Raw genomic sequence first — 24,382 nt, forward strand, 5'->3', positions numbered from 1 at the left:
GTAATTGTAATTTATTGTAACGGTGGGGATGAAAATGTTAGAGCAACTCATAATTGAATTGGCTAAATCAACGAAGCAAGTTGAAAATATCCAGGGTGATAAAAATTATTTAATTATAAACAAGGATGATGAAGGATTAGACGTTGAGATTAAACTTTCACGCGAGCAATATGAAAAAGAAGAGGAAGTGTCGTCTTATTTTAAAGTGAGCTTTGAACTTCTTAAGAATGCTTGGGGAAAATTTATCAATATGCGTACGGTAAAGAGTGAGGATTTCGGACAAGTAAGTGAAAGTAATACGTTCTTGGTAGCTTTCTTCTCACAGATTCTATTTGTGAATGGTATGGAATCGAGAGCTATTACATTTAAAGAATTCCAAACCGATAATCTACCAAGTGAAAAATATGATAAAGTTATGCTCTTTTTAGAAGAGATAATGAATGGTACATATAATCCAAGTACGTTACGTGAACAAACGGATGAGAATTTATATAGAGTAAAATCGAACGCACGCCAAGATTTGAGATTATTAGGCTTTTTGAATGAATCTCATGAAATGAATGAACTTCTATTAAACGAATATGTTCATTCGGAAGATAAGAATACTTATATTGCACAGCTAGTTTTAAAACAGGAGTATTTCCGAAATGCTTTATTTGTTCTTGGAGTGTTAGAGAACTACTCAAAGGATGAAAAGAAAGAGGCTTTAGTAGATTTAGGAATGGCGATTGTCCGAAATTCATTAGGGGATAATTTGATGGTTGAATCAGTAGCGAAGTGGTGTACGAATAACTTACTAGATTGGCTTGAACAAGTAGGGTTAGTTAATAGTGAATGGATTCCATCTGAACAATACATAAAAAAGGATGAAGAAAAGGGCGGTAGTATGAACAGTAATTTACGTGAAAAGTTTTTAACTGTTATGGATGAGTATTTACAGGCAAGAACAGAAAGATTTGCGGGTCATAAAATGGGATCGGTTGTTAGGCATGAAATGACAACAGAAATAACGAGGCTACCATTTATTGATCATAATCAGTATGTTGTCACAGGATCAGTTGGACAAGGGAATTGGGCTGCTGTTCCGTGGCTTGCGATTATGAATAAAGATATTACAACATCCACACAGAGAGGGTATTATATCGTTTATTTATTTAGTGAAGATATGGAGCGATTATATTTAACGCTGGCCCAAGGTGTAACAGAAACAACTAAAGAAGAGATGCAAAAAATTAAAGAAGAGATTCGTGAACAAATACATATGTCCCAAAAGGTAAAAAAAGATGATGAGATTTTCCTAGGAACAAGTCCAAAAGCGAAAGGATATGCGAATTCAACAGCGGCTTATATTGCGTACGATGCTAATAAAATGCCAAGTGAAAAAGAGTTAGTAGAAGATCTAGAAGAAATGCTTGGTTATTATGAGGGATTTATTGCTTACAAAGAGGAAGGAACGAAATATGAAATGATTTATGAGAGGAAAGAAGTGTATTTAGATCAACAATCCATTATCGATCATGTGTCTTCTTATATTCAAAGTAAAGGTTTCTATTATGAGAAAAAGGATCTTATTAATTTCTTCCTTTCATTAAAGACGAAGCCGTTTGTAATTTTATCAGGTATTTCGGGTACAGGGAAAACGAAAATTGTTCAGTGGTTTGCAGAGAGTTTAGGGGCTACGGAAGAGAATGGACAATTTACGCTTATTCCGGTTCGACCTGATTGGAGTGATAGCTCTGATTTACTTGGTTATGTGAACCTTCAAGGGGAGTTTCAAGAAAGACCGTTAATTAAAGTTCTTGAAACTGCAGATGCAAATCCAAATAGGCCGTATTTTGTAGTGCTGGATGAAATGAACTTAGCTCGAGTGGAATACTACTTTAGTGACTTCTTAAGTGTAATGGAAAGTCGTAAATGGAAAGATGGAAAAATTGTTACGTCACCAGTGCTTCCAGAATCAATTACGAATAAGCATATTATGATTCCATCAAATGTATATATTATCGGAACTGTAAATATGGATGAAACGACACATCCGTTAAGTAAAAAAGTATTAGATCGTGCGAATACAATTGAGTTTAATACCGTTAACTTAGATTATTTTAATTTCTTAATGGATGTAGAAGAGAAGGAAGCTGAAATTGTTTCTAATAGCTCTTTAGCAGCTAAGTATCTGCATTTAAAAGAATGCTTTAAAGAAAACGAAGATCTTGTGAGAAATATATCGAGCGTTTTAATAGAAATAAATAAAACACTTGAATCAGTTGGGGCTCAAGTTGGATATCGTATACGAGATGAAATTTGTTTCTATATGGCATACAACGAACAAGGGAAGTTATTGTTATTCGATGAAGCACTTGATTATCAAATATATCAAAAGATTTTACCGCGTCTTGCAGGGAGCGATGGCAGAACAGAAGAGGTATTAAAACAGTTGTATGTATTATGTGCAAATGAAGAATACGATAGTGGCAATAATGCCGATTCCTATGCGAAGTATCCTCGTTCAGCTAACAAGCTGTCTCATATGTTAAGGAGGTTCGAGTATGATGGTTTCACCTCTTTCTGGATCTAATAATGAGATAGAGCTAGTTAAGATTGAAACAGAGGAGCTATCATTAACGATTAAAGGAAATCCTTATCATGAAAAATACGAGAGTTTAAAAGAATATCATGCTATGAACGTGGATGAAATGATGTATTTTCATGTAGATGGGAAGGCAGAAGCCGTTTCTGTATTTGATGCGAGGTTGCAGAGGTTGGATGAATGGAACGAACATCCACCAATCTTTTTTGAAAATAGAAGTTATCAGCTTGTTATTGTTCCGAAAAAGAACCAACAGCTTTCCTTTTATCATGAACATCCGGGTTTTCGAAAACAAGTTAGTTCTATTCAAATGGGGTCACTTCATGTGTTAATGGGGAATCTTTCGTTTCCAAATGAAGTAGGAAATACAACGTTTGAAATTAAAGATGCTAATGAAACTTTATTAACCGTTACATTTGAAGTTTTCCCGGCAAAGCTTGATTATAAGGATGATTACAGAGCCTTATTAGATGAAGTAAATGATGAAATTTATAATTTAGCCTTTCATTTACTAAAGAGAACTTACTTAGGAGCATCTGCAATTTACGCTACCAATCCATCGAAGAGTGAATTTTATCGTATTTTAAATGATTCCTTTGAGCGATTTATGAAGTCGATCTCTCATATAAAAAGGCAACCGCATCATACGCTTATGACTAGGCATCAACTTGTACGAGGAGAAAAAATTCGTAAATTGGATTCTGTCGGAATGAACTATTTGCGAAAGCGACCGCACTTACTGCAAGGAGAAAACAGTATACCGACTAAAGGGATTACAGCTTACAAGGAAGTGTCGTATGACACACTAGAAAATCGATTTGTTAAATGGATGATTCAAAGAGTTGTACATAAAATAGAAGAGTTACTTAAGGCGCTAGAGCCAAAGTCTAGATATGCACGTAGTGTAACTGATGAAGATTTATTAGAGCGTGTAAAAAATATGAAGTATCGAATGAAAAATGAATTGAACGATCCATTTTGGAGAGGAATCGGAAAATTGGATCGCTCAGTCTTTTCACTCGTTATACAAATGGCGGCAGGCTATAGAGATGCGTATCAAATTTTCTTAATGCTATCGCGAGGATTAACATTAAGAGGACAAATTTTTAAAATGTCGGTAAAAGATGTCGCAAGGTTATACGAATACTGGACATATTTAAAACTTGGACAAATTCTATCCAAAAAATATACACCGCTCCATCAAGATGTTATCCAAGTTAAACAAGACGGTTTATACGTAACGTTAGATGAAAGTAAAACCGCCAAAAGAACGTTCAAACACCCAGAAACAGACGAGGTAATCGAGCTTTATTTCCAAAAACGAAACGGTCGACTACCAACAGTTACACAAAAACCAGATACGATGCTCGCTATTGAGAAAAAGGGAAAGAACTATCAATATCAATACATTTTTGATGCGAAATACCGAATTGATTTTGCTGAAAGCTCTCATTATAAAAGGAAGTATGGCGCCCCTGGCCCAATGGAAGAAGACATTAACACAATGCATCGCTACAGAGACGCACTAGTAGTAGAACAAGAAGGACCATTTGAACGAACAGCTTACGGAGCATACGTACTATTCCCGTGGAACCAAGAGGAAGCATATGAGAACCATCCATTTTATAAAAGTATCGAAAAAGTAAATATCGGCGGCTTCCCGTTCTTACCAAACGCAACAAGACTGGTCGAACAATTTCTAGATCATCTCATTGAAAAAAGCCCAGAAGAAATTATAAGAGAAGGCATTCTTCCAAGAGGAACAAAAGAAGAATGGCACTCTTCATTAGAAGAAAAAGTATTAGTAGGCAGTGTGAAAACTGAAAATGACTATGAAACATATAGAAAGAATGGTGTATATCAGCTACCAGTCATACAGTTAAAACCAGGATGGCAAGAAGCAAAGTACATAGCATTATATGCACCGAAAAAATGGCACGGAGAAAATGGTGGCATTCAATACGTAGCAAAAATCAAACACATTCAAATGCAACAAAACGATGAGTATATACATTTCGAACTAGAGCCATGGAAAAAACTAGACCATCTCATCCGCCCAGTAGGATACGGCATTCAAACATACACAATAACAACTATGTCGTTATTAAAAGAAGTACAAGAACTCCCGGAACTCTTCATGAAATCAAAAGAAGAACGAATTCTTTGGAAAACGCTGCGTCGTTTTACGAAGCAAGTTAAAGTTGAGCTGGACCATAACAACTTAGATGAGGCTTCTTCTATTAAGAGTTATTATGTGCAGGATGTTCAGATTTGGGTTGATTATGAGAGTGGGGTTGTTATGGTTGGGAGAGATGGGCTAGTTAAAGAGGTTGCTTTGGAGTTGGTTGTTGGTAGGAGTTCGGTGTTGTTTAGGGAGGTTTTAGGGGTGTTAAATGTTAAGGAATAGCACTTAGATACAAAGGTGATTAAGTCATGGATAAAGGCCAAATTTATTTTTGCATGGAACTAATGATTTTAGGTGAAGTGGAGAAACATTTAAATATTATAGATAAATATTAGTTGGATAAAGTGTATTGTTAGCTATGGGAAGAAGAGCATATGAGGTATGTGCTCTTCTTTTTATTTGTAAATAAAGTGGATGTAAAATTAAAATGATGACCTCCACCCTGTCAAGATAAAGGTCATATTTTATTTATATTGGTGTTACTAAATTTAATCTATATAATCCTCTTGCACCTCCCCCAACGTCACCCCCTAACCTAAAGAAGACAAATCAAAAAGGGGGGACCAAACCAATCATGAAAACCACCACAAAAGAAAAAAGAAATACCATCATCATGTTACTACTATCAGCCGCAATAGGAATTTTTTCACCACTATTCATGTACATCACACTGGCACGTAAAAATGAAGTGTACACATATCATTGCCGAAAGGCGTTCAACTTTCATTTGTTAATCTTTCTTCTATTTAATATTAGTTCGCGTATTAGTGATGTTTTATTTTGGATTGTATTTGCCTTAGAGGTCGTTCAAGTGATCATTGTTGCGTGGAAAGTAATACGCGACGAGCCATATCGTTATTTCATTCGAGTTCCTTTATTTAAAGAAGATAAGTATATAGTGGAAGGAGAATAGGTGATGAAACAAGAAGTGGAGATAAAAGGGAAGCAAATCTTTATTATGATTGCAGTGTTGTTTATTGCGAGTTATATCGTTTTACGAAGACGAAAGTATGAGTACTTCTATGATGGTATTAGTGAGTATGAAAATCGTTATAGAGGGAATATTCCTTTTTTGTTACTTGCTGTGGGTTTGTTTCAATATTATCGGAAGAATGAGATGAGTTTTTCTCATATGTTTCAGTATGTGAGAGAGAAGTTAGCGGAGTAGGTGATGATATGGCGTGGACGATTAGTGAGTTTGCAAGTGTTGGGGATGTTACGGTGCGGACACTTCGTTATTATGACAAGATTAATTTATTAAAGCCGAGCGATTATACCGAAGGCGGGCATCGGTTATATACGAAAGATGATTTGTATGCGCTGCAGCAAATTCAATCGTTTAAGCATCTCGGTTTTTCGCTTGGGGAAATTCAAAATATTATATTGCAGCGTAATATTGGGACTGAAGACTTTTTAAGGAAAATACACTTTCAAAGAGAATTACTGTTGGCAGAGCAAGAAAGAATTGCGAAGGTGCTTTCGCATATGGATGAGATGACGAAGAAGTTTCAAAAGGAAGAACGAGTGGATGTTGCTTTGTTTTCTTCTTTTTTGCAAACTTTTATATGGGAGAAAGAAAATAAAGAATGGTTAGAGGAACACTTTTCAAATGAGTGTGTTCAAGCGTTTTATAGTAATAAGGAAGTTAAAGAAAAGTTCGATCGGCGATTTATGGATGTGATAGGGAAGTTGAAAAAGTGTAAGGAAGAAGAGAAGGATCCGAGTCATCATGAAGTTCAAGTTATCTTGAAGGAATTTTTCAATGTAATAGAAGAGGTAACGAACTATCTTGATACACCTCAAGGTGATATAGAGGATATAATCCAAAAATCAAGCCTCCCGCTATCCGAATTCCCAACCCTCTTCACAACTGAAGAAGAAAACTATATAAAAGAAGCAATGGAGCAGTTTAACACCTAGTTAAACTGCTTTTCCATTATAATAGAAGAAAAAACCAACGGAGGAAAATCCCATGCCAACCTACAACAAACTAATCCGGAACAAAATTCCACAAATAATAAAAGCTAACGGAAAAACACCAACAACAAGAATCCTACCCGAAGACGAATACATAAAAGAAATCTGCAAGAAAACACAAGAAGAATTAACAGAATACATCGAAGCAAAAACAAAATCCCATAAACTCGAAGAACTATCCGACCTCCTAGAACTAATAAACGCCTTAGCCGAACACGAAGGCACAACACTAGAAGAAATCAACAACATCCGTAAAAAGAAAGCAGAAGAACGAGGTGGCTTTTCAGATCGAGTCTTTTTAATCGAAGTAATCGACAACTAGCCCCTCATAAGCCCCTTGAAAGCCCCTACCAAGTAATAAATCACTAAGAAAAAACACAACAAAACAAAAACACCAACAAACACCGTAGTAGTAGTCGAAAAAAATTTTGAAATAACACGCCAAAAACCCGTCCCTCCTTCCTATATATAGTACAAAGAGGAATTTTTCGTTTTTGAATGGAGACAGGAGGAATTTGGATGGCGGTGTATCGTACTGTGCAGGTGAATTTTTGGCAGGATGATTTTGTTTTGGATTTGACGCCGGAGGAGCGATATTTTTATGTTTACTTATTAACTTGTTCGAAGACGACGCAGTGTGGGATTTTTCCGTTTCCGAAGCGGTTAGCTGAGATGGAGACGGGTTATAATCGGGAGACGATTGATAAGTTGGTGCAGCGCTTCATCGATTATGGAAAGATTCTTTATGATGCGGAGACGAGGGAGTTATTCATTTTAAATTGGCTTCGTTATAATCCTGTGACGAATACGAATGTGGAGAAGTGTGTGCTTCGTGAGCTTAAGGGTGTGAAGAATAAGGAGTTTGTACATATGTTTCTTCAGAAGTGCGTAGAGGAGGAGCTGAATGTTCCGATGCTTTTAGCTCATTTCGGTATGCCTAGTGATTCGGCCGTTCATGATGTTGATCCGGTTTGTGAAGAGGCGGAAGAAGAGGTTATAGAGGAAGAAACGGGAAGTCGCGTGTTTTCTTTTTTCGAGCAACATTTCGGTAGTTTGTCTCCTCATACGGTGGAGGAACTGAGTGCGTGGATGGATGATTTGTCAGAGGAGCTTGTGCTTAAGGCTCTTCAAATTGCGTTTGAGAATAATAAGCGGACGGTTGCTTATGTGAAAGGGATTTTGAGAGGGTGGCACGGGAAAGGATTTACGAAAGTGTCTGAGGTTGATGCGGATACGTCGAAGTTTCGGAAGAAGGAGTCGTTTGTTAGTACTGGGGAGACAGAGAATTTTTTGGCGAAGTGTGACGAGTGGGAGAAGAATGTGCCGTCAGAGGAAGAGTTGCAGCGCTTTTTAGCGGAGCGCGGGTGGCGTCCATGAGTATTCAAAATGTGGAGGCGGAGAAGACGGTGTTAGGTTCTCTATTACTTGATGGAGAGCTTATTAAGGAGTGCCGTTTGACGGAGCAGTATTTTTCTATGCCAGTGCACAAGTCTATATTTCAGTTGATGCGAAAAATGGAAGAAGAGGGGCAACCGATTGATCTTGTGACGTTCATTTCTAGGGTAGATCCGAAGTTTTTGCAGGGGATCGGGGGAATGGAGTATTTTATAGGGTTAATGGATGGTGTGCCTGCGACTAGTAACTTCTCTTATTACGAGGGGCTTGTTCGAGGTGCTTGGAAAATGTATCAGGCTGGCGTTCTCGGGCACAAGATGGGAGAGCGTCTTATTGCGGAGAAGAATGAGAAAATTATTGGTGAGACGATTACGGAACTTTGTGAGTTAGAAGAAAAGGACTGTGTATGTGAGTTTGATTTGAAGGATGCGTTAGTTGGTTTGTATGAAGAGCTTCATCAAGATACGAAAGAGAATACTGGTATTGAGACTGGTTATATATCGTTAAATAAGATGACGTGCGGATTGCAGGAAGGTGATTTTGTTGTTCTTGGAGCGCGTCCTTCTATGGGAAAAACGGCGTTTGCGTTAAATGTTGGACTACATGCGGCGAAATCTGGAGCGGCAGTTGGATTGTTTTCGTTAGAAATGAGTAGTAAGCAATTGTTAAAAAGGATGGCGTCGTGTGTAGGTGAAGTGTCAGGAGGTAGGCTGAAAAATCCGAAGCACCGTTTTGCGATGGAAGACTGGGAAAAGGTGAGTAAGGCGTTTGCGGAGATAGGGGAATTACCACTTGAGATTTACGATAATGCAGGCGTTACGGTGCAAGATATTTGGATGCAGACTCGTAAGTTAAAGAGGAAGCACGGTGATAAAAAGCTTTTAGTTATTGTAGATTATTTGCAGCTCATTACGGGCGATCCGAAGCATAAGGGCAATCGATTTCAAGAGATTAGTGAGATTTCACGTAAGCTTAAGCTGTTAGCGCGTGATTTAAATGTTTGTGTAGTAGCATTGTCGCAATTGTCTCGTTCTGTAGAGTCGCGTCAAGATAAGCGACCTCTTTTATCTGATTTAAGAGAGACAGGACAAATTGAGCAAGACGCGGATGTCATTATGCTTATGTATCGCGAAGATTATTACGATAAGGAAACGATGCAGAAAGAGATGACGGAGATTCATGTGGCGAAGCATCGGAATGGACCTATTGGCAGCTTTCAGTTGAGATTTTTGAAGGAGTTTGGGCGGTTTGTGGAGATTGGGCATTAGTTGGAGGGGGAATCTATCTTTTAATTTGAAATTTCTCAACAACTAACAAAATAGGAATATAGTACTTAAAAAGTCCCTACAAATATCACTTGTGGGGGCTTTATTTATGAGCTAATGCATCATATAGACACACTGTACAGCAACATTTAATCGGTGCCATTTGATCCAAATATAAATGAGTATTGATTTTTTAACTTTTTTAATATAAAAATATTAAGGTGTTAGTATATTGAAGGAAAATGGGGTTCATGTTTATGAAAGAAAATATTGTATTTTTACACGGGATAACAGGGGATCGAAATGCATTTAAAACAGAGTACGAATACTTGAAAACTTCATATGATTGTTGGTGGTATGATTTCCCTGGTTACGGTCTTGATACTTTAGGAAAGGATATACCTTTTTTCTTAGAGATTTTGGTTGAGCAATTAAATAGTGAATACGAGAAGGCGGGTATTGCAATAGCACATTTATGTGCCCTTAGTTTTGGATGTTTGCCGGCTTTAGCATTTGCGAATAAGTACCCTGAAAAAGTAGCAAGTTTAACTTTCTCGGGTGGCTATTGCAATGTTCCATCAGAATTTCAGGCAAATCTAATGCAACTATTGGAGCAGAAGAGTGAATATACAGATCAAGGTTGGTTAAAGCAGTACGCCGTTCTCCAAAATCCAAATAAAAAAGAAATACCTGAAGACTCGCAGTCTATTTTCTATAACTATGGGCAATTATTGCATCCGAATGTATTTGAAAAAGCAGTTCGAATACAAATGGAGTTTGATTCGGAAAAAATGTTGATGTCGCTTAAGCAACCCGTTTTATGGGTGATGGGCGAGTATGATAATTTGTATAAAGAAACGTTGTACAATATAAACTACTGGATTCCTCATGTTACATATATAGAATTAAAAAATGCTGGGCACGTTGCTCATATACATGAGCCTAAACAATTTATGGATGTATTCGAGAGTTTTCTTAAGGGAATCAAATGTGGTTCTCCAGATGTTATTGAGGAATTAGTTATTTAATTTATTACATTAATAATGTGGATGTTCTTTAAAAAATAGGGAAGGGCAAGAATTGTTAGCGCTACTTCTTTTGAAAATAAAATTTTCTCCTTTTAAACACACTATTCGCTTAAGAAAAGGCATAGTACGATATGCTAGGTTAAGCGAATAGTGCAAATGAAGCTCCTTAACGTGGATGTGTGTTTAATACTTACTCCACATTCCTCTTAAAACCAACCCGCAACAACCCCTTAAAATCCACCTCAGCAATCAACACACTTAACAATATAAGCGTCGCCCCTAAATATCCTTTTCCTGTGAGCGTTTCGCCTGTGAAAACAAAGGCAAATCCTGCGGAAAAGACAGGTTCTAATGAAAAGATAAGTCCCGTATGTGTTGGCGTCGTGTATTGCTGGGCGATAACTTGCACGATGAATGCGACTGCGGTACAAAATATGCTTAAGGCTAATATGATTAGCCATGAGTTGATCGTGCTAGGCAGTTTTGGGGTTTCCATCACTAATGAAAAAATAAGACTAAATAGGCCGACGAAACCGAGTTGTATTACTCCAAGTGCAATCGAGTTCACGTGTTTCGTTACATTTCCAGTAATGATGACGTGAATGGCATAAAATAAAGCAGACAATATGCAAAATATATCGCCATTACCGATCTTGAATTCACTAGTTAATGTTAATAAGCCAATTCCTATTATCGTTAACACAATTCCTAATATAACTTTCTTTTCAGGAATGTGTTTTAAAAATATAGCTGATAATATCGGAATGAAAATGACTGTGAGACATAGTAAGAAACCGGCATTAGAGACACTTGTATACTTTGTACCGAATGTCGCAAAAATGTAAACGATAAATAAAACAGAAGCTAGTATAAAGGCATATTTTACAGTTTTAAAATCGACTTTGAATAAATGTTTGTAAAATATTAAACCTGATAAAAGAAAGGCAATAATAAATCGTAATGCGATTAAATTATATTCTTCTATGCCATCAAGTCCAAGCTTTGTAAGTAGGATGGATGCACCCCAAAAAAATGTAACTAGTAGTAGCATTAAATCAGCTTTTAATTGAATTTTCATTTCTATTCCCTCGTTATGTATAATTTATGATTCCATACCCCTATCCCTATCGTTTATTTTAATATCAATTCTGAATATTTGGAACAAAAATTTATCGACGCTTTTTTCTCTGCATAATAAAGAGGCTATTTTATAATCATAATCCGGTTCAATCGGTTTATCCCGCATTAACGGGCAGTAAGATCCCTACCTCAAAATTCAGCGAAAACTAAGAAGTTAGGTGGGAGATCCACTGCCCGTAAATGCCCGATTGGTTCAACTAATAATCAGTGGGGGATGAACAAAACCCCCACTGATTATAGTTTCACTTTATCCCATAAGAAAAAGGATATTGTATAATCCGGTTCAATCGGTTTATACAATAGCCTTTTTTACTTAAAAGTTCCTATCTAGCAACATTCCCAGTTGCTCCGCAACAACCTCCGGCGGATCAGGAAGTCCCTTCATAAAGTATGTCTCTACGACTCCTACGATAGCGGATCCGAAGAATGTAATGATCATGTCTTCACTAAATCCTTTGTTTATTCCTTCTTTAATATCTACGTCATCTTTTATTTGTTCGATGATGTAATCGAAGAAGTGTTTGCGGAAAGCGGAAGCTCCTTTTCCAGCTAGCATCGTTGAGAAGAAGAAGTAGTGCTGTTCCATGTTTTCGAACCAAGCGATGCAAGCTTCTCTAAAGCTTAAATCATGGAGGGGAGCGCATAGTGTTTTTAGTGCTTCTATACGTTCTATAACGAGTTTATCAAGTAAATCAAATTTATCGAGGTAATGAAGATAGAACGTTCTATTTCCAACGTCTGCTCCGCTGCAAATGTCCTTTACTGTAATTTTATCAAATCCTTTTTCGGCCATTAGTTCAATAAAAGCGTTTTTTATTGCTTCTTTTGATTTAATGATCCTTCTATCGACTTTTTCCATTGTCGTCACCAAACTTTCCTCATAGTTAATACACAATTTTTATGGATGTGTGTATTAATGCGTGAATTCACTAAAATTGACGTTTGAAAACATCTCTTTTTCATTTTATATTATACACACGGGAGAGATAATACATCAACGTGCATTAATTCTTCCGAGTGTCATTTCTCAATAAAAGTGGGGGATAGAAGTCACATTTCGTGCTCTAAGTAACTTTATTCAAAAGAACAAATAACAAAATAATGACAATTTTATATATGAAAAACAACGAGAAAGAGGTCAATTATGAATCCGAAATATAACAACTTATTTGAAGCATTTACATTTAAATCTGGCGTTACTCTGAAAAATAAAGTCGTGATGGCGCCGATGACAACTTGGGCGGGTAATGATGATTATACGATTTCAGATGAAGAAGTAACGTATTACAAAAAGAGAGTGAACGGAGTCGGGCTTGTGATTACAGGATGTACACACGTACAGGCGAACGGTATCGGTTTTACAAATGAGTTTGCAGGTTATGCTGATACGTTTATCCCAAGTTTACGTAAGTTAGCGGATGCGGCTAAGAGCGGCGGAGCTCCGGCTATCCTTCAAATTTTCCATGCAGGGAACAAAGCATTACCTGATTTCACGCCGGGTAGGGATGTAGTAAGTTCAAGTGCTTTAGAAACAGAAGCTTCTCCGTTTGCGCCATCTGTATTACCAAGAGAACTTTCGCACGATGAAATTTTAGAAGTGATTCGTGATTTTGGAGAAGCGACGCGAAGAGCAATCGAAGCTGGTTTTGACGGTGTTGAAATTCACGGCGCGCACGGATTTTTACTACAAAACTTTTTCTCACCATTCTTTAATAGACGTGAAGATGAGTGGGGCGGTTCTTTAGAAAATCGCTTACGTTTCCCGCTAGCAGTTGTTCGTGAAATTCAATCCGTTATTAAAAAGCATGCGAAGAAGCCGTTCGCATTAGGTTACAGATTCTCACCTGACGAACCGCAAGAAGGTGCTTTAAGAATGAAAGACACGTATGAGTTAATTAACCATCTTATCGAATCAAATATTGATTACGTTCACGCTTCATTAGCGAGTGCTCTTACTGCAAAACCAGTTGATAATCAGGACGAGAAAACGTACCTTGAGTTAATCGCCGAACATGTAAACGGAAGAACTCCGTTAATGGTAGCAGGTTCTATCGTAACGCCAGATGATGCTTCGTTAGCGCTAGAAAAAGGAATCACACTTACGGCGATTGGCCACGGGTTAATTATGAATCCAGACTGGGTAGAGAAAGTGCAGGACGGAAAAGAAGATGAAATTCAAGCGTCAATTAAGAAATCAACAGTAAGTGAGCTGGAGCTTCCAGAAAAGCTGTGGAATGTCATTGGGGCTTCAGGAGCATGGTTTACGATTGAAGATTAATTATGAAAGTGTATCAATAAAAACGAATATGAAATGGAGAGATTTATATGAAAAAGCAAGTAACGTTTAAAAAATATAATTTGAATATGGCTGGTAATCTTCATGTACCAAACGAAATGGATCCTAACAAGAAATACCCGGCTCTTATCGTTTTACATCCGGCTGGTGGAGTGAAAGAACAAACAGCGGGTCTTTATGCTCAGAAGTTAGCTGATGAAGGATATGTTGCGTTAGCTTTCGATGCTGCTTATCAAGGGGAAAGTGAAGGGCTACCGCGCTATCTTGATGATCCAACATCTAGAGTAGAAGATGTGCGAGCGGCGGTAGATTATGTAACGACACTTTCTTTCGTTGATTCAGAGCGAATTGGTGTAGTTGGTATTTGCGCTGGTGGTGGTTATGCGATACGTGCAGCACAAACTGAACGTCGTATTAAAGCTGTTGTAGGAATTAGCGCGGCAGATATGGGAAGAACGTTCCGCGAGGGCTGGACTGGTGAAGCGCCGATATCTAGTGCAATCCAGACGCTTGATGCAGTCGCAAAGCAACGTACTGCTGAAGCAAATGGGGCGGAACCGATGTATCTTTCTTACGTACCGCATGAAATTGATGAAAATACGGATTCAGAAACAGCTGAAGGATATGAATATTACAGAACAGCTAGAGCGCATCATCCGAATTCAGTAAATAAATTGCTGTTTTCAAGCTTTGATAAAATTTTAGCGTTTACGGCAATCGATGAAAAAATGAGCACTTTATTAACGCAGCCACTTCTATTAGTTGCAGGAAGTAAAGCAGGGACACTTTGGCAAAGTAAAGAAGCTTATGAATTAGCGAACGAACCGAAAGCATTAGTCGTTCTGGAAGGTGGATCTCACTTTGATTTATACGATATTCCTGAGTATGTCGATCAAGCGGTAGTGAAGGCAACGGAGTTTCTTGGCAAGCATTTGTAATTTGATTTTTGCGAGGCAGTAGAAACACTTTCTACTGCTTCATAACAAATAGGAAAGGGAGTTTTGAATATGACGAACGTATTAATTCTTGGAGCGAACGGACAAATTGCGCGTCATGCGATTGATATATTTTTAAATGAAACGGATGCAAAGTTAACGTTATATTTACGAAATGCAGATCGAGTACAGCAATACGCTTCTGATCGTGTACGTATTGTGGAAGGTGACGTTTTAAATCGCGAAACGTTAAAAGAGGCGATGGTAAATCAAGATGTAGTGTATGCAAATTTAGCTGGTGACGATTTAGAAGAGCAGGCGAAAATTGTTGTGAGTGCGATGGAAGAGACTGAAGTGAAACGTCTTATTTTCATTAGCGCACTTGGCATTTATGATGAAGTGCCAGGAGAATTTGGTAAATGGAATAACCGTACGATTGGTCAATATTTAGGGCCATACCGAAAATCTGTTGATGTGATCGAAGCTTCAAATCTTCATTACACCGTATTACGACCAGCATGGTTAACGGATTATGATGAAGTGGAATATGAAATTACGGAAAAAGGTGAGCAGTATAAAGGAACGGAAGTATCACGTAAAAGTGTTGCAGCTTTCGTCGTGAAATTGGCAGGGGCACCAGATTTACACGTTGGCGGAAACTTAGGTGTAAATAAACCGAATACAGACGGTGATAAACCAGCCTTTCTATAAGGAGGATGCAAATGAAAGTTATAATTTTTGGAGCGACAGGTATGGTCGGCCAGAGTGTATTACGAGAAAGCTTATTAAATGATGAAGTAAAGGAAGTCGTAACGATCGTTAGAAAACGTACGAATGCGATGCATGAAAAATTAACCGAAATTGAGCTTACAAATGTGGCTGATTTATCGTCCATTGAAGAAAAAATAACCGGATTTGATGCATGTTTCTTTTGTTTAGGAGTATCCTCTCAAGGGATGAAAGAAAATGAGTATACAACAGTTACGTATGACCTAACGTTATCTACCGCAAAAACATTAGCGAAGTTAAATCCGAACATGACATTCATTTACGTATCCGGTAGCGGCACAGATAGTACAGAATCAGGACGTACGATGTGGGCGAGAGTGAAGGGACGAACGGAAAATGAGTTATTGCGTTTACCGTTCAAAGCTGCGTATATGTTCAGACCAGGATTAATCATCCCGGCAAACGGTGTGAAATCAAAAACGAAATCATATCAATTGATGTACGATGTGATGAAGCCATTTAACCCTCTTTTGAAGCGATTCGGCAGTGTTATAACTTCTGATCAATTAGGAAGAGCGATGGTACGAGTTGGGAAAGCTGGGTATACCCATTCGATTGTTGAAAGTTCGGATTTGAAGAAAATCGGTATGTAATATGTACAAAAACGCCTATTTCATATAGGCGTTTTTTGATGGTGAAGTTATTCCTCTTCAAACTGAAAAATATCCCGGTTAATAAGTTGGTGAAGATACCTATCCATTTCAGCAGCAGAAACTTTTCTTTCATTTTTAAACCACCATGCGCTTAATGAGGTAATTGCCCCTGAATAAAATTCAATGATTAAATCATTTGGCATCGTATGGTTTTTGCAAAGTTGATTTAACGCTTCTATTTCCTGTTTTCTCGTTTCGTGACTTAAATACTGTGTCCGGCTAATAAATTGTGCATCAGACATTTGCGTCTCTAATATTTTACCGATTTCTTCATGATGTAGAAATTGTTCCATTACTTGAAATGGTTTGCTTAATCGATCTGAAACTGGTATTCCCGCAATCATTTTGCTGTATCGTTTAAATCCAAATGCTAATAAAGCATCTTTATCCTCAAAGTGTTTATAAAAAGTTGTTCGATGTACCATCGCGCGATCACATATTTGGTTAATTGTGATGGTACTATATTTTTGTTTTGATTGCGTCATTAATTCAAATAAGGAATCCCAAAGTAATTTATGTGTACGTCTAATACGTAAATCAAGTTGTTGTTCATTATCGTTCATCTACAATTCTCCTTTTTTGTAGATTAAATATACAATGGCTGAAAATTGATTCTCCCTTTTTAATCTACATATGTATATTATATTACATGTGTTCCGGCGTATTTAAAACTTTTTAAGTAAGAAACAGGAGGAGAATCTGCAAATGAATATAACAACTAAGAGCCCTGCAAGTGGCAAAGTTGATACTTCTAATATGAAACATACCCCGATTTTAATTGCATTACTTTTAGGGGCAATGGTTGCATTATTAAACGAAACATTACTTGGTAATGCGTTAACGGTATTAATGAAAGAATTTAACGTAACAGCTTCAACTATTCAATGGCTTTCTACAGCTTACATGTTGGTGGTTGGTGTTTTAGTCCCAATTACAGCGTTACTTCAGCAATGGCTCACAACGAGACAAATGTTTTTGATCGCTATGGTAACGTTTTTAGTCGGTACGTTAATTGCGGGATTCGCACCGACATTTTCCGTTTTATTAGTCGGCCGTATCGTCCAAGCAGTAGCGACGGGGTTAATTTCACCGTTATTAATGAATACGATTTTAATTATTTGTCCGCCTGAAAAACGTGGTGCCACAATGGGATTAATCGCACTCGTTATGATGTCAGCTCCAGCAATTGGTCCTACATTATCTGGAGTAATCGTTGATTCACTAAATTGGCGCTGGTTATTCTACATTGTTATTCCGATCGTAATCATTTCCATTGTAATTGGAATGAAGTACATTCAAAATGTTTCAGAGTTAACAAGGCCAAAAGTAGATTATCCATCAATCCTTTTATCAACATTAGGATTTGGCGGGATTGTGTATAGTTTTAGTGCATCAGGTGATTTAGGATGGTCCGATACGAAAGTGTACGGTGCTTTAATTGTTGGGCTTATATCACTATGTATTTTTGTCGTGCGACAATTAAAAATTGAGAATCCAATTTTAGAATTACGCGCATTTAAAGTTCCGATGTTTACAATATCAGTTGGATTAATTGTCATTGTTATGATGTCGTTATTTTCAACGATGACTTTATTACCGATGTTTCTGCAAACAGTTTTACTCGTGACAGCCTTTAAATCAGGATTAATAATGCTTCCAGGAAGTATTATTAGCGCTATAATGGGACCAATCGCAGGTAAACTATTTGATAAATTTAGTCCGAAAGTTGTTATCGTTCCTGGTATTGTGTTAGTAGGGATTGCAATGTTCTTATTTAAAGGCATTACTCCTGATACATCAATGCTACAAATTATTGTCATGCATAGCGTATTAATGGTTGGACTCATGTTTGTCATGACAGCACAAACATATGGTTTAAATCAATTAACACCAGATCTATATCCGCACGGAACAGCGCTGTTTAATACGTTACAGCAAGTAGCTGGCGCAATTGGTACAGCTATCTTTATTTCGAAAATGTCTTCAGGAACAACTAAGTATATGGAAAGCTCCGCAAATCCAATGGATCCAGTAGAGAAGTTAAACGGTTTAACATCGGGATTCCAAGGTGCATTTACACTAGGGTTAATCTTTATCGTTATTGCTTTTATCGTATCGTTGTTCTTAAAAGAAGAGAAAGAGGAAGTAAAGGCAGCAGGGATTTTACAGAACGAAAATTAAGCTTCATATTAAAAAGACATCTTTACAAAATAAAGATGTCTTTTTACATTTCTTTCGTAATGTCATACTGCAGCAATTGCTTTTGATCGTAAAACTTTTCGAAAATAATACCCATTACGTAGAAGAACAATAGTCCGAAGCAAATGTGAATGAGTGTAAATGTAGCTCCGAATGAAGAAAATTCATACACCATAATTGGTAATTTCGCAGTTGTCCAAACGCCTAAGAAAAATACGATGTACCTAATGCTTGCGCCTTTTTTTAATAGTAGTGCTGCAATCGGAAAGGCAACATAGAGGGGACCAGCTGCAATTCCGCCTAATAATAGAGAGAATAAGATTCCATATATGCCGGACTTTTCTCCCATGTATTTCATGAGCGTCTCTTTCTTCACCCACTGATCGAGTAACCCTACAAATATTAGGACAGGGGGGAGTAGAAATAGCATATCTAAAATACTATTCCCTGTTAGTTGTAATGCGCTCCATCCTAAAGATTGGTTTATAAAAGTTAATAAGAGAAGCCCAAGCAGTAATATGAAAAAGAAGCGATATCTTTTTAGTTCTTTCATACCATCACCACCCAAATGATATAGGAGAATAGGAGTGACATGAGTAATGCAGATGCATTACGTGCGTAAGCAAAGCTTCGTCCGAATATCTTTTGTTCCATCGGCAAGGTTGTAATTCCTACTGACATGAGTGTAGACATAAGTGCCGCAACTTGAGGAAGGCCTGCACCGTGCTCTACTAACGTATTACCAAGAGGAAATACGACAAAGCTAGGGATAAGTGCCACAGAGCCGAGTATTGCAGAATAAATAACACCTAAAAATCCAGACTGTTCTCCAATGATGGAAGAGATGAAGGACGGCGTTAAGATAGAAAGTGATAGTCCAACGAAAAGCATGATGGAGAGCATGGCAGGGAGAAGGTTTTGAAATATTTTCCATGATTTTAATAGGGCAGCTTTCGTTTTATTCCGATCCTTCATAAAAGAAATCCCCGTAAGAATAATGGCCAAAGTGTAAAGAATAGCGCCATTAATCATGATTAGATTCCTTTAAGTCTTTATATTTGTTTAGGAAAAAGGTTAAGTTTTTCATTTTTTCCTCAATATCTATTTGAAAATCCGCCAATTGTTCCTTTCCAGCAGGCGTAATTTTGTATATCTTTCTCGGTTTGTCTTGATGATCTGTACTTACATAAGATTCAATAGCACCTTCGTTTTCTAATTTCTTCAGCGTGCGGTAAAGGATGGCACTATCGATTGGATTGACTGGAAGTTCTTCTTCACATTTCTGAAGTAGCTGTCCGCCATAGTTATCACCTTCTGCTAAAAATAACAAAAGAAATGCACCTGTATGTCTTCCTGTATGTTTCATGAATATACCTCCTAGAATTTATACTGTTAATGACAGTATACTATTAATAACAGTATATGGTGCATGAAGTGCTATGTCAATTTTAAAATGGTACGGAGGGGAAATGGCAATTCCTGTTTTAATCTTGTTAAATAACAAAATAAAAGCCACTGTTTTCTTGTGACAGTGGCTTTCATAGTTGGTAAACTACTATATTACGCTTAGGGAATCTCGCCTCTTGATAGTAACACATATATGTTAGCCCTATATTGAGAAATAAAAAAAGACACTCTCAAGAGTGCCTCTTATTAGCAGCTGATTCCGCCGCCCCAACAGCTAGCGCCAACGATGATTAATAAGATAAAAAGCACAACAAGTAAGGCGAATCCACCGCCAAAACCACAGCCTCCACCACAACTACCGCCATAACCCATATTAACTCCTCCTTCCATAAAGTCCATATATTAATGGATTTATATCACTTTATGTTTTTACGGATAAACTTGAGCAGGTCCCTTTGAAAAATAAAAGTACTCGGTATTTTAAGAGAGTTGACGAGTGTATTTTTGTCACGAGTATTCCGCTGATTACATATGTTATTTTATTCTGTGTATTGGGGGAAGGAGGATCTTTATGGCTAATTCTGAGATGATTTTACGTTTACTTACGGATTTAAAGATTGAACAGCAAGCTTTAAGAGAACAGCTAGAGAAAATGCAAACAGCTTTGACTATTCTTGAAGAAAAACAAACTACTCCTGAAGAGAAATCAACTATTCTTGAGGAAAAACCAGCTGCTCCAAAGCAAAGAGCTTATTCTGGACGCCCAACATCGTTTCGTGATTGGAGAGCATCTTCTCAAAAGAATTAAGGGATCCTGTGATAGTAAGTTACACAAAATCACAAATGAAAAAGTACAGTCTACTGTAGTTAATACAGAGGCTGTACTTTTTGTTGTGTTAGTAAAAGTGGTTTATCTATTTTATCCCGCATTAATGGGCAGTAAGACCTCCACCTCAAAATTCAGCGAAAGCAAAGAAGTTAGGTGGGGGATCAACTGCCCATAAAAGCCCGATTGGTTCAACTAATAATCAGTGGGGGATGAAGAAAACCCCCACTGATTAAAGTTTCACTTTATATTTTCTTTGACTATTCCACTTTTAACTCGATCCCTTTACCCAACATATCTCCATGAACTTTTAAAGTTAATCCTTGCGTATTTTTCGGTACATCGAATACAATGTTCCCTTCCGAATTTTCATGAGGATTAAGAACACCAAATTTAAAAGTAGCGGTATTAGCAGCTTTAAGTACTAATTGATATTCATTAGAAATGTGATATTCTCTTCCGGTTCCGTCAATTAATGTAAAGTTGTCGCTATGTAGTGTAATGGGTTCTTCTTTATCATTATGCACTCTGACGTCTAATACTTTAAATACACCTTGTGCTTGAACTTCTCCATTCCCTATAACGTCTAATGAATCGACAGGGCCTATAGAGATGTATACATCAGAAGAATTTCCACTAGTTGGAAATTCTTTTTGAGGATCCTTGTCGCTAAGGTCATCATTCTTTGTTTCTTTAGAAGTCTCCTGTTCGTTTTTCGTGTTACTGCTGGATGTATCATGTGAACCGCAAGCTGATAATCCAAATAAGAATGTGCTACATAATAATGATGTTAATAACCTTTTGTTCATAGTTTGTTCCTCCGAAATAAAAGTACTTTCATGGGTGCCATAATGATTTAATAAATCTGTATTTTTCTTTATATGTATTAAATGTTACATTTTATTATATTTATTTTGGAATAAAAAGGAAACTTGATACAAATAAACAAGACACTTTGCAGTGTCTTGTTTATTTAAGTTATGCGCATTACTTAATAAGACGTTAGTTGCTCATCCTGAACATGAGTAACTATGTAGGATGGTTTAATTATAACATTTTAACCAGTAATGGGTCTATATGGAATTTAAATAATGGGTACGTTTTGTTATTTGGAATGCGAGATGTTGTATATTATGTTGGGATTTGATCCATTAAAAGCAGTAGACAAGGTAAATGAGCATACCTTATTTCATAATTTACACAAATTGTGTAGAAAAGTATGGAGCTATATTTCCCTTTACACGAACATAAAGGTATAATATAGTTTAGTTAAGTTAACTAAACTAAACTATATTACGAAACGAAATAACAGCATGACTGGAGGAAGAATGCTATGACTAGATCGTATAAAGAAGTAATTAATGAAATGAATCGAGCCTACAATGACTTCTACATTTTACTATTTCAGGAGTTAAAGGATGAGTTCGGTCTTACAGGGCAGCAAGAGAGCATGCTATTTTATATCAATTTAAATGAAAACACGACAGCAAATAACATTGCGACTACTTTTAATATATCGAAAAGTGCTGTGAGCCAAGTATTATCGAAATTGGAAAAACAGAAGATGATTTCGAAACAAGTAAACCCTAATAATAAACGGGAGTATTTCCTTACACTTGGTACAAACGGTAGTAAGTATATAGAGCGGTTGTCTGAGTTAGATGACGTATTAATTGAGAAATATTTTTCTAAAATTGATATCGAAGCTTTAGAGCAAATGACTGATACGTTAACGAAAATAAATAAAGTGATATTGGAAGAAAAACAGAAGGGCATTAATCCAAATGAGTAAGAAAGTCCATATGAAGGGATTAGTAGAAAGGAGGAGAAGCGTGTTATGAGTTACATACCAAATATGATTACGATAGCAAATTTTGTATGTGGGCTTTTGGCTATTTATGCTGTTTTCGTTCACGATATGTATTTGGGAGCAGTTTTTATTATTACAGGAATGTTATTTGATTTTTTTGATGGCATGGTCGCTCGGAAACTTGATGCTGTTTCGGAAATTGGCGGAGAGTTAGACTCATTTGCGGATTTAGTTACCTTTGGTGTAGCACCGTCTATTCTTGCATATAGTGTCGCTTTAAAAGACTTACAGTTTATCGGGATGATATGTGCGCTTGCTTACAGTATTTGCGGAATGCTGCGGCTTGCGAGATTTAACACACAACAAAGTAAACTCCCGACATTTATAGGCATGCCCATTCCATTTGCGGCAATGTGTCTTCTCATTTTATGCTTTTTGAATAATCCAGTTTCCGTGGCGTTGGGTACATGTATACTCGCATATTTAATGGTGAGCAAAATCAAATTCCCACATTTTAAAAAAGATATATCGGAAAAATTGGAGTCTGAAAGATGGAATTAGTACAGCAGGTTATAACAGACTATGGTTACCTCGCTATTTTTTTGATGCTTCTTCTTGGGATTGTAGGATTACCAATCCCTGATGAAGTCATAATGACAGTAGTAGGTTACTTTACAAATATTAATGTCCTAAATTATGAACTTGCCATTTTAGTCAGTTTTGTAGGAGCGTTGTTGGGTACGGTGATCAGCTACATGATAGGCAAAAAGGCAGGGCGTCCTTTCATTGATAAGTATGGAAAATGGATTGGTTTGAAGGAAAAGAGAATGAACAAAGTTGCAAAATGGATGGAGAAATATGGACCCTATTCTCTTGTTTTTGGGTATTTCATTCCAGGCATTAGACATATAACATGTTACCTTTCAGGCGTTAGCAAAATGAATTTGAAAACGTATATATTGTTCGCTGCGATTGGTGCATTTTTATGGTGCTTCACTTTTATTACTATCGGCAGAGGTGTAGGAATTATTCGTGAATAAGAAGACGTTGAATGATCGAAAAGATTCTAACTGGAAAAATTAACTTTAAAATGTTTCAAGACAGTTTTGACAACATGGAACTGAATACTTGTAAGTTAGGGTTCTCACAAACTCCCCCGTGTTATTGGGGAGAGAGATAAAAGATGAATAGTAGCAGACATAATTAATGATACGTAAATACAATGAGAGAGGTAAAGGAGCATAACATGATTCGTATGGCACTAAAATCATTTAACATACAAATATATTGTTTGCTAGGCGTGATTTTATTGGGGTGGTTTATGACACCTTTCTCAGCCCAGTTTGTAGGGATAGGTATTGGCCTTTTGGTGAGTATGTACTGCGCATGGATTTTAGGAAGGCGTATTGAAAAGTTTGGAGATAGCATTGTAAAAAAAGAAAAAGCACCGATGCTTGGAATGATGAATCGATTTGCAGCCGCGATACTCGGTGCGATTATTATGTATGAAATTGAACATCATGATTTCATGTGGACATTTGCTGCTGGAATTATGGGTGGGTATTTCTTGATTATTATTAATTTAGGATATTACAGTATGAGAGATGCGAAGAAATAAAGTGTTGTGTAAATAACTAATTTGGATGACTTGAATGTATAAACCTAAAAACTTTCCTTTATGGAGAGCTTTTTTATTATAAAGAAAAGACACCCATATAAGAGTGTCTTTTCCAATAGTTTTTTAGCAGAAGCAAGAAGCTCCAACAATGATCAATAATATAAACAATACAACTAATAAAGCAAAGCCGCCGCCACAACTACTACAACTACCACCAAATCCCATAATAGTTCCTCCTTTAATAAGAGGGGAAAACAAGGGGTCACTCATGT

28 protein-coding genes are annotated in these 24,382 nt (G+C 37.0%); 19 read left to right on the forward strand and 9 right to left on the reverse strand.

Annotated features, from left to right (window positions below; translation table 11 throughout):
• Positions 1 to 34 precede the first annotated feature (34 nt).
• The 9 genes from BAU23_RS04145 (at position 35) to BAU23_RS04185 (ending at position 10,437) form a co-directional block, all read left to right on the forward strand.
• Positions 35 to 2,575, forward strand: coding sequence for an MrcB family domain-containing protein (locus BAU23_RS04145; protein WP_071733594.1), 2,541 nt, complete (start codon positions 35 to 37; stop codon positions 2,573 to 2,575).
• Positions 2,550 to 4,994 carry a restriction endonuclease-like protein gene (locus BAU23_RS04150; protein WP_071733634.1) on the forward strand — a complete coding sequence of 815 codons (2,445 nt, stop codon included), beginning with the start codon at positions 2,550 to 2,552 and terminating at the stop codon, positions 4,992 to 4,994. Before BAU23_RS04145 ends, BAU23_RS04150 begins: the two co-directional genes overlap by 26 nt.
• A 352-nt stretch (positions 4,995 to 5,346) precedes the next feature.
• Positions 5,347 to 5,685: a magnetosome magnetite crystal formation protein family gene (locus BAU23_RS04155; protein WP_071733596.1), complete on the forward strand. Its 339-nt coding sequence runs from the start codon at positions 5,347 to 5,349 to the stop codon at positions 5,683 to 5,685.
• A 3-nt stretch (positions 5,686 to 5,688) separates the two neighbouring features.
• Positions 5,689 to 5,940 carry a hypothetical protein gene (locus BAU23_RS04160; protein WP_071733598.1) on the forward strand — a complete coding sequence of 84 codons (252 nt, stop codon included), beginning with the start codon at positions 5,689 to 5,691 and terminating at the stop codon, positions 5,938 to 5,940.
• Between the two features lie 8 nt (positions 5,941 to 5,948).
• Positions 5,949 to 6,692, forward strand: a complete 744-nt coding sequence (locus BAU23_RS04165) for a MerR family transcriptional regulator (protein WP_071733600.1) — start codon at positions 5,949 to 5,951, stop codon at positions 6,690 to 6,692.
• A 52-nt stretch (positions 6,693 to 6,744) separates the two neighbouring features.
• Positions 6,745 to 7,071 (forward strand): nucleoside triphosphate pyrophosphohydrolase, encoded by a 327-nt coding sequence (locus BAU23_RS04170; RefSeq protein WP_071733602.1) that lies wholly within the window; start codon positions 6,745 to 6,747, stop codon positions 7,069 to 7,071.
• Positions 7,072 to 7,268: 197 nt separating this feature from the next.
• Complete coding sequence (locus BAU23_RS04175; protein WP_071733604.1) at positions 7,269 to 8,126, forward strand: DnaD domain-containing protein; 858 nt, start codon at positions 7,269 to 7,271, stop codon at positions 8,124 to 8,126.
• Positions 8,123 to 9,412 (forward strand): replicative DNA helicase, encoded by a 1,290-nt coding sequence (gene dnaB / locus BAU23_RS04180; RefSeq protein WP_071733605.1) that lies wholly within the window; start codon positions 8,123 to 8,125, stop codon positions 9,410 to 9,412. The genes BAU23_RS04175 and dnaB overlap by 4 nt, the downstream gene beginning before the upstream one ends.
• Before the next feature lie 254 nt (positions 9,413 to 9,666).
• The gene (locus BAU23_RS04185; protein WP_244159704.1) at positions 9,667 to 10,437 is read left to right on the forward strand and encodes an alpha/beta fold hydrolase; all 771 of its coding nucleotides are present in this window, start codon (positions 9,667 to 9,669) and stop codon (positions 10,435 to 10,437) included.
• A 190-nt stretch (positions 10,438 to 10,627) separates the two neighbouring features.
• On the opposite strand, the gene BAU23_RS04190 is transcribed toward BAU23_RS04185, so the two are convergent.
• Both BAU23_RS04190 and BAU23_RS04200 read right to left on the reverse strand, forming a co-directional pair.
• The gene (locus tag BAU23_RS04190) at positions 10,628 to 11,515 is read right to left on the reverse strand and encodes a DMT family transporter (RefSeq protein WP_071733608.1); all 888 of its coding nucleotides are present in this window, start codon (positions 11,513 to 11,515) and stop codon (positions 10,628 to 10,630) included.
• A 375-nt stretch (positions 11,516 to 11,890) separates the two neighbouring features.
• Positions 11,891 to 12,436 carry a TetR/AcrR family transcriptional regulator gene (locus tag BAU23_RS04200; RefSeq protein WP_071733610.1) on the reverse strand — a complete coding sequence of 182 codons (546 nt, stop codon included), beginning with the start codon at positions 12,434 to 12,436 and terminating at the stop codon, positions 11,891 to 11,893.
• A gap of 285 nt (positions 12,437 to 12,721) precedes the next feature.
• On the opposite strand from BAU23_RS04200, the gene BAU23_RS04205 reads away from it, so the two are divergent.
• The 4 genes from BAU23_RS04205 (at position 12,722) to BAU23_RS04220 (ending at position 16,190) form a co-directional block, all read left to right on the forward strand.
• Positions 12,722 to 13,855 carry an NADH-dependent flavin oxidoreductase gene (locus BAU23_RS04205; protein ID WP_071733612.1) on the forward strand — a complete coding sequence of 378 codons (1,134 nt, stop codon included), beginning with the start codon at positions 12,722 to 12,724 and terminating at the stop codon, positions 13,853 to 13,855.
• Between the two features lie 47 nt (positions 13,856 to 13,902).
• A complete protein-coding gene (locus tag BAU23_RS04210; protein ID WP_071733614.1) occupies positions 13,903 to 14,811 on the forward strand; it encodes an alpha/beta hydrolase in 909 nt (302 codons plus the stop codon).
• Positions 14,812 to 14,880: 69 nt separating this feature from the next.
• Positions 14,881 to 15,519 (forward strand): SDR family oxidoreductase, encoded by a 639-nt coding sequence (locus tag BAU23_RS04215; protein WP_071733616.1) that lies wholly within the window; start codon positions 14,881 to 14,883, stop codon positions 15,517 to 15,519.
• Between the two features lie 11 nt (positions 15,520 to 15,530).
• On the forward strand, positions 15,531 to 16,190 hold the full coding sequence (locus BAU23_RS04220; protein ID WP_071733618.1) for an NAD(P)H-binding protein: 660 nt from the start codon (positions 15,531 to 15,533) through the stop codon (positions 16,188 to 16,190).
• Between the two features lie 47 nt (positions 16,191 to 16,237).
• Here the strand turns inward: BAU23_RS04220 and BAU23_RS04225 are convergent, their stop codons facing one another.
• On the reverse strand, positions 16,238 to 16,813 hold the full coding sequence (locus tag BAU23_RS04225) for a TetR/AcrR family transcriptional regulator (protein WP_071733620.1): 576 nt from the start codon (positions 16,811 to 16,813) through the stop codon (positions 16,238 to 16,240).
• Between the two features lie 142 nt (positions 16,814 to 16,955).
• Here BAU23_RS04225 and BAU23_RS04230 point away from each other — a divergent pair, with 142 nt between their 5' ends.
• The gene (locus BAU23_RS04230; RefSeq protein ID WP_071733621.1) at positions 16,956 to 18,431 is read left to right on the forward strand and encodes an MDR family MFS transporter; all 1,476 of its coding nucleotides are present in this window, start codon (positions 16,956 to 16,958) and stop codon (positions 18,429 to 18,431) included.
• 43 nt (positions 18,432 to 18,474) lie between these two features.
• Here BAU23_RS04230 and BAU23_RS04235 read toward each other — a convergent pair whose 3' ends face one another.
• The 4 genes from BAU23_RS04235 to BAU23_RS04250 form a co-directional block, all read right to left on the reverse strand.
• Entirely contained in the window at positions 18,475 to 19,002 is a 528-nt protein-coding gene (locus BAU23_RS04235; protein ID WP_000661316.1) for a permease, read from the reverse strand.
• Positions 18,999 to 19,481 (reverse strand): hypothetical protein, encoded by a 483-nt coding sequence (locus BAU23_RS04240; RefSeq protein WP_016128829.1) that lies wholly within the window; start codon positions 19,479 to 19,481, stop codon positions 18,999 to 19,001. The genes BAU23_RS04235 and BAU23_RS04240 overlap by 4 nt, the downstream gene beginning before the upstream one ends.
• On the reverse strand, positions 19,474 to 19,815 hold the full coding sequence (locus tag BAU23_RS04245) for a PadR family transcriptional regulator (RefSeq protein WP_071733624.1): 342 nt from the start codon (positions 19,813 to 19,815) through the stop codon (positions 19,474 to 19,476). The genes BAU23_RS04240 and BAU23_RS04245 overlap by 8 nt, the downstream gene beginning before the upstream one ends.
• Positions 19,816 to 20,102: 287 nt before the next feature.
• Complete coding sequence (locus BAU23_RS04250) at positions 20,103 to 20,228, reverse strand: YjcZ family sporulation protein (protein WP_016128830.1); 126 nt, start codon at positions 20,226 to 20,228, stop codon at positions 20,103 to 20,105.
• A 199-nt stretch (positions 20,229 to 20,427) separates the two neighbouring features.
• On the opposite strand from BAU23_RS04250, the gene BAU23_RS04255 reads away from it, so the two are divergent.
• Entirely contained in the window at positions 20,428 to 20,664 is a 237-nt protein-coding gene (locus BAU23_RS04255) for a hypothetical protein (RefSeq protein ID WP_000013685.1), read from the forward strand.
• 278 nt (positions 20,665 to 20,942) lie between these two features.
• Here BAU23_RS04255 and BAU23_RS04265 read toward each other — a convergent pair whose 3' ends face one another.
• Positions 20,943 to 21,491 (reverse strand): DUF4352 domain-containing protein, encoded by a 549-nt coding sequence (locus BAU23_RS04265; RefSeq protein ID WP_071733628.1) that lies wholly within the window; start codon positions 21,489 to 21,491, stop codon positions 20,943 to 20,945.
• 524 nt (positions 21,492 to 22,015) lie between these two features.
• Here BAU23_RS04265 and BAU23_RS04270 point away from each other — a divergent pair.
• The 4 genes from BAU23_RS04270 (at position 22,016) to BAU23_RS04285 (ending at position 24,110) form a co-directional block, all read left to right on the forward strand.
• On the forward strand, positions 22,016 to 22,474 hold the full coding sequence (locus tag BAU23_RS04270) for a MarR family winged helix-turn-helix transcriptional regulator (RefSeq protein WP_000198620.1): 459 nt from the start codon (positions 22,016 to 22,018) through the stop codon (positions 22,472 to 22,474).
• A gap of 45 nt (positions 22,475 to 22,519) precedes the next feature.
• Positions 22,520 to 23,053, forward strand: a complete 534-nt coding sequence (pssA, locus tag BAU23_RS04275; protein WP_000120448.1) for a CDP-diacylglycerol--serine O-phosphatidyltransferase — start codon at positions 22,520 to 22,522, stop codon at positions 23,051 to 23,053.
• A complete protein-coding gene (locus BAU23_RS04280) occupies positions 23,044 to 23,532 on the forward strand; it encodes a DedA family protein (protein ID WP_000424600.1) in 489 nt (162 codons plus the stop codon). The genes pssA and BAU23_RS04280 overlap by 10 nt, the downstream gene beginning before the upstream one ends.
• A gap of 206 nt (positions 23,533 to 23,738) precedes the next feature.
• Complete coding sequence (locus BAU23_RS04285; protein WP_071733630.1) at positions 23,739 to 24,110, forward strand: ATP synthase subunit I; 372 nt, start codon at positions 23,739 to 23,741, stop codon at positions 24,108 to 24,110.
• 123 nt (positions 24,111 to 24,233) lie between these two features.
• Here the strand turns inward: BAU23_RS04285 and BAU23_RS04290 are convergent, their stop codons facing one another.
• The gene (locus tag BAU23_RS04290) at positions 24,234 to 24,335 is read right to left on the reverse strand and encodes a YjcZ family sporulation protein (protein WP_000505688.1); all 102 of its coding nucleotides are present in this window, start codon (positions 24,333 to 24,335) and stop codon (positions 24,234 to 24,236) included.
• Positions 24,336 to 24,382: the final 47 nt, after the last annotated feature.

Source organism: Bacillus nitratireducens, from assembly GCF_001884135.1.
GTDB lineage: Bacteria > Bacillota > Bacilli > Bacillales > Bacillaceae_G > Bacillus_A > Bacillus_A nitratireducens.

What these genes read in the sequence shown, in the direction of transcription:
- dnaB (WP_071733605.1), top strand. Translation starts at nt 8,123, where the DNA reads ATGAGTATTCAAAATGTGGAGGCGGAGAAGACGGTGTTAGGTTCTCTA.
- pssA (WP_000120448.1), top strand. Translation starts at nt 22,520, where the DNA reads ATGAGTTACATACCAAATATGATTACGATAGCAAATTTTGTATGTGGG.
- BAU23_RS04160 (WP_071733598.1), top strand. Translation starts at nt 5,689, where the DNA reads ATGAAACAAGAAGTGGAGATAAAAGGGAAGCAAATCTTTATTATGATT.
- BAU23_RS04240 (WP_016128829.1), bottom strand. Translation starts at nt 19,481, where the DNA reads ATGATTAATGGCGCTATTCTTTACACTTTGGCCATTATTCTTACGGGG.
- BAU23_RS04215 (WP_071733616.1), top strand. Translation starts at nt 14,881, where the DNA reads ATGACGAACGTATTAATTCTTGGAGCGAACGGACAAATTGCGCGTCAT.
- BAU23_RS04155 (WP_071733596.1), top strand. Translation starts at nt 5,347, where the DNA reads ATGAAAACCACCACAAAAGAAAAAAGAAATACCATCATCATGTTACTA.
- BAU23_RS04200 (WP_071733610.1), bottom strand. Translation starts at nt 12,436, where the DNA reads ATGGAAAAAGTCGATAGAAGGATCATTAAATCAAAAGAAGCAATAAAA.
- BAU23_RS04230 (WP_071733621.1), top strand. Translation starts at nt 16,956, where the DNA reads ATGAATATAACAACTAAGAGCCCTGCAAGTGGCAAAGTTGATACTTCT.
- BAU23_RS04280 (WP_000424600.1), top strand. Translation starts at nt 23,044, where the DNA reads ATGGAATTAGTACAGCAGGTTATAACAGACTATGGTTACCTCGCTATT.
- BAU23_RS04255 (WP_000013685.1), top strand. Translation starts at nt 20,428, where the DNA reads ATGGCTAATTCTGAGATGATTTTACGTTTACTTACGGATTTAAAGATT.
- BAU23_RS04185 (WP_244159704.1), top strand. Translation starts at nt 9,667, where the DNA reads ATGAAAGAAAATATTGTATTTTTACACGGGATAACAGGGGATCGAAAT.
- BAU23_RS04245 (WP_071733624.1), bottom strand. Translation starts at nt 19,815, where the DNA reads ATGAAACATACAGGAAGACATACAGGTGCATTTCTTTTGTTATTTTTA.
- BAU23_RS04210 (WP_071733614.1), top strand. Translation starts at nt 13,903, where the DNA reads ATGAAAAAGCAAGTAACGTTTAAAAAATATAATTTGAATATGGCTGGT.
- BAU23_RS04250 (WP_016128830.1), bottom strand. Translation starts at nt 20,228, where the DNA reads ATGGGTTATGGCGGTAGTTGTGGTGGAGGCTGTGGTTTTGGCGGTGGA.
- BAU23_RS04270 (WP_000198620.1), top strand. Translation starts at nt 22,016, where the DNA reads ATGACTAGATCGTATAAAGAAGTAATTAATGAAATGAATCGAGCCTAC.
- BAU23_RS04235 (WP_000661316.1), bottom strand. Translation starts at nt 19,002, where the DNA reads ATGAAAGAACTAAAAAGATATCGCTTCTTTTTCATATTACTGCTTGGG.
- BAU23_RS04265 (WP_071733628.1), bottom strand. Translation starts at nt 21,491, where the DNA reads ATGAACAAAAGGTTATTAACATCATTATTATGTAGCACATTCTTATTT.
- BAU23_RS04190 (WP_071733608.1), bottom strand. Translation starts at nt 11,515, where the DNA reads ATGAAAATTCAATTAAAAGCTGATTTAATGCTACTACTAGTTACATTT.
- BAU23_RS04145 (WP_071733594.1), top strand. Translation starts at nt 35, where the DNA reads ATGTTAGAGCAACTCATAATTGAATTGGCTAAATCAACGAAGCAAGTT.
- BAU23_RS04205 (WP_071733612.1), top strand. Translation starts at nt 12,722, where the DNA reads ATGAATCCGAAATATAACAACTTATTTGAAGCATTTACATTTAAATCT.
- BAU23_RS04220 (WP_071733618.1), top strand. Translation starts at nt 15,531, where the DNA reads ATGAAAGTTATAATTTTTGGAGCGACAGGTATGGTCGGCCAGAGTGTA.
- BAU23_RS04285 (WP_071733630.1), top strand. Translation starts at nt 23,739, where the DNA reads ATGATTCGTATGGCACTAAAATCATTTAACATACAAATATATTGTTTG.
- BAU23_RS04175 (WP_071733604.1), top strand. Translation starts at nt 7,269, where the DNA reads ATGGCGGTGTATCGTACTGTGCAGGTGAATTTTTGGCAGGATGATTTT.
- BAU23_RS04290 (WP_000505688.1), bottom strand. Translation starts at nt 24,335, where the DNA reads ATGGGATTTGGTGGTAGTTGTAGTAGTTGTGGCGGCGGCTTTGCTTTA.
- BAU23_RS04165 (WP_071733600.1), top strand. Translation starts at nt 5,949, where the DNA reads ATGGCGTGGACGATTAGTGAGTTTGCAAGTGTTGGGGATGTTACGGTG.
- BAU23_RS04150 (WP_071733634.1), top strand. Translation starts at nt 2,550, where the DNA reads ATGGTTTCACCTCTTTCTGGATCTAATAATGAGATAGAGCTAGTTAAG.
- BAU23_RS04170 (WP_071733602.1), top strand. Translation starts at nt 6,745, where the DNA reads ATGCCAACCTACAACAAACTAATCCGGAACAAAATTCCACAAATAATA.
- BAU23_RS04225 (WP_071733620.1), bottom strand. Translation starts at nt 16,813, where the DNA reads ATGAACGATAATGAACAACAACTTGATTTACGTATTAGACGTACACAT.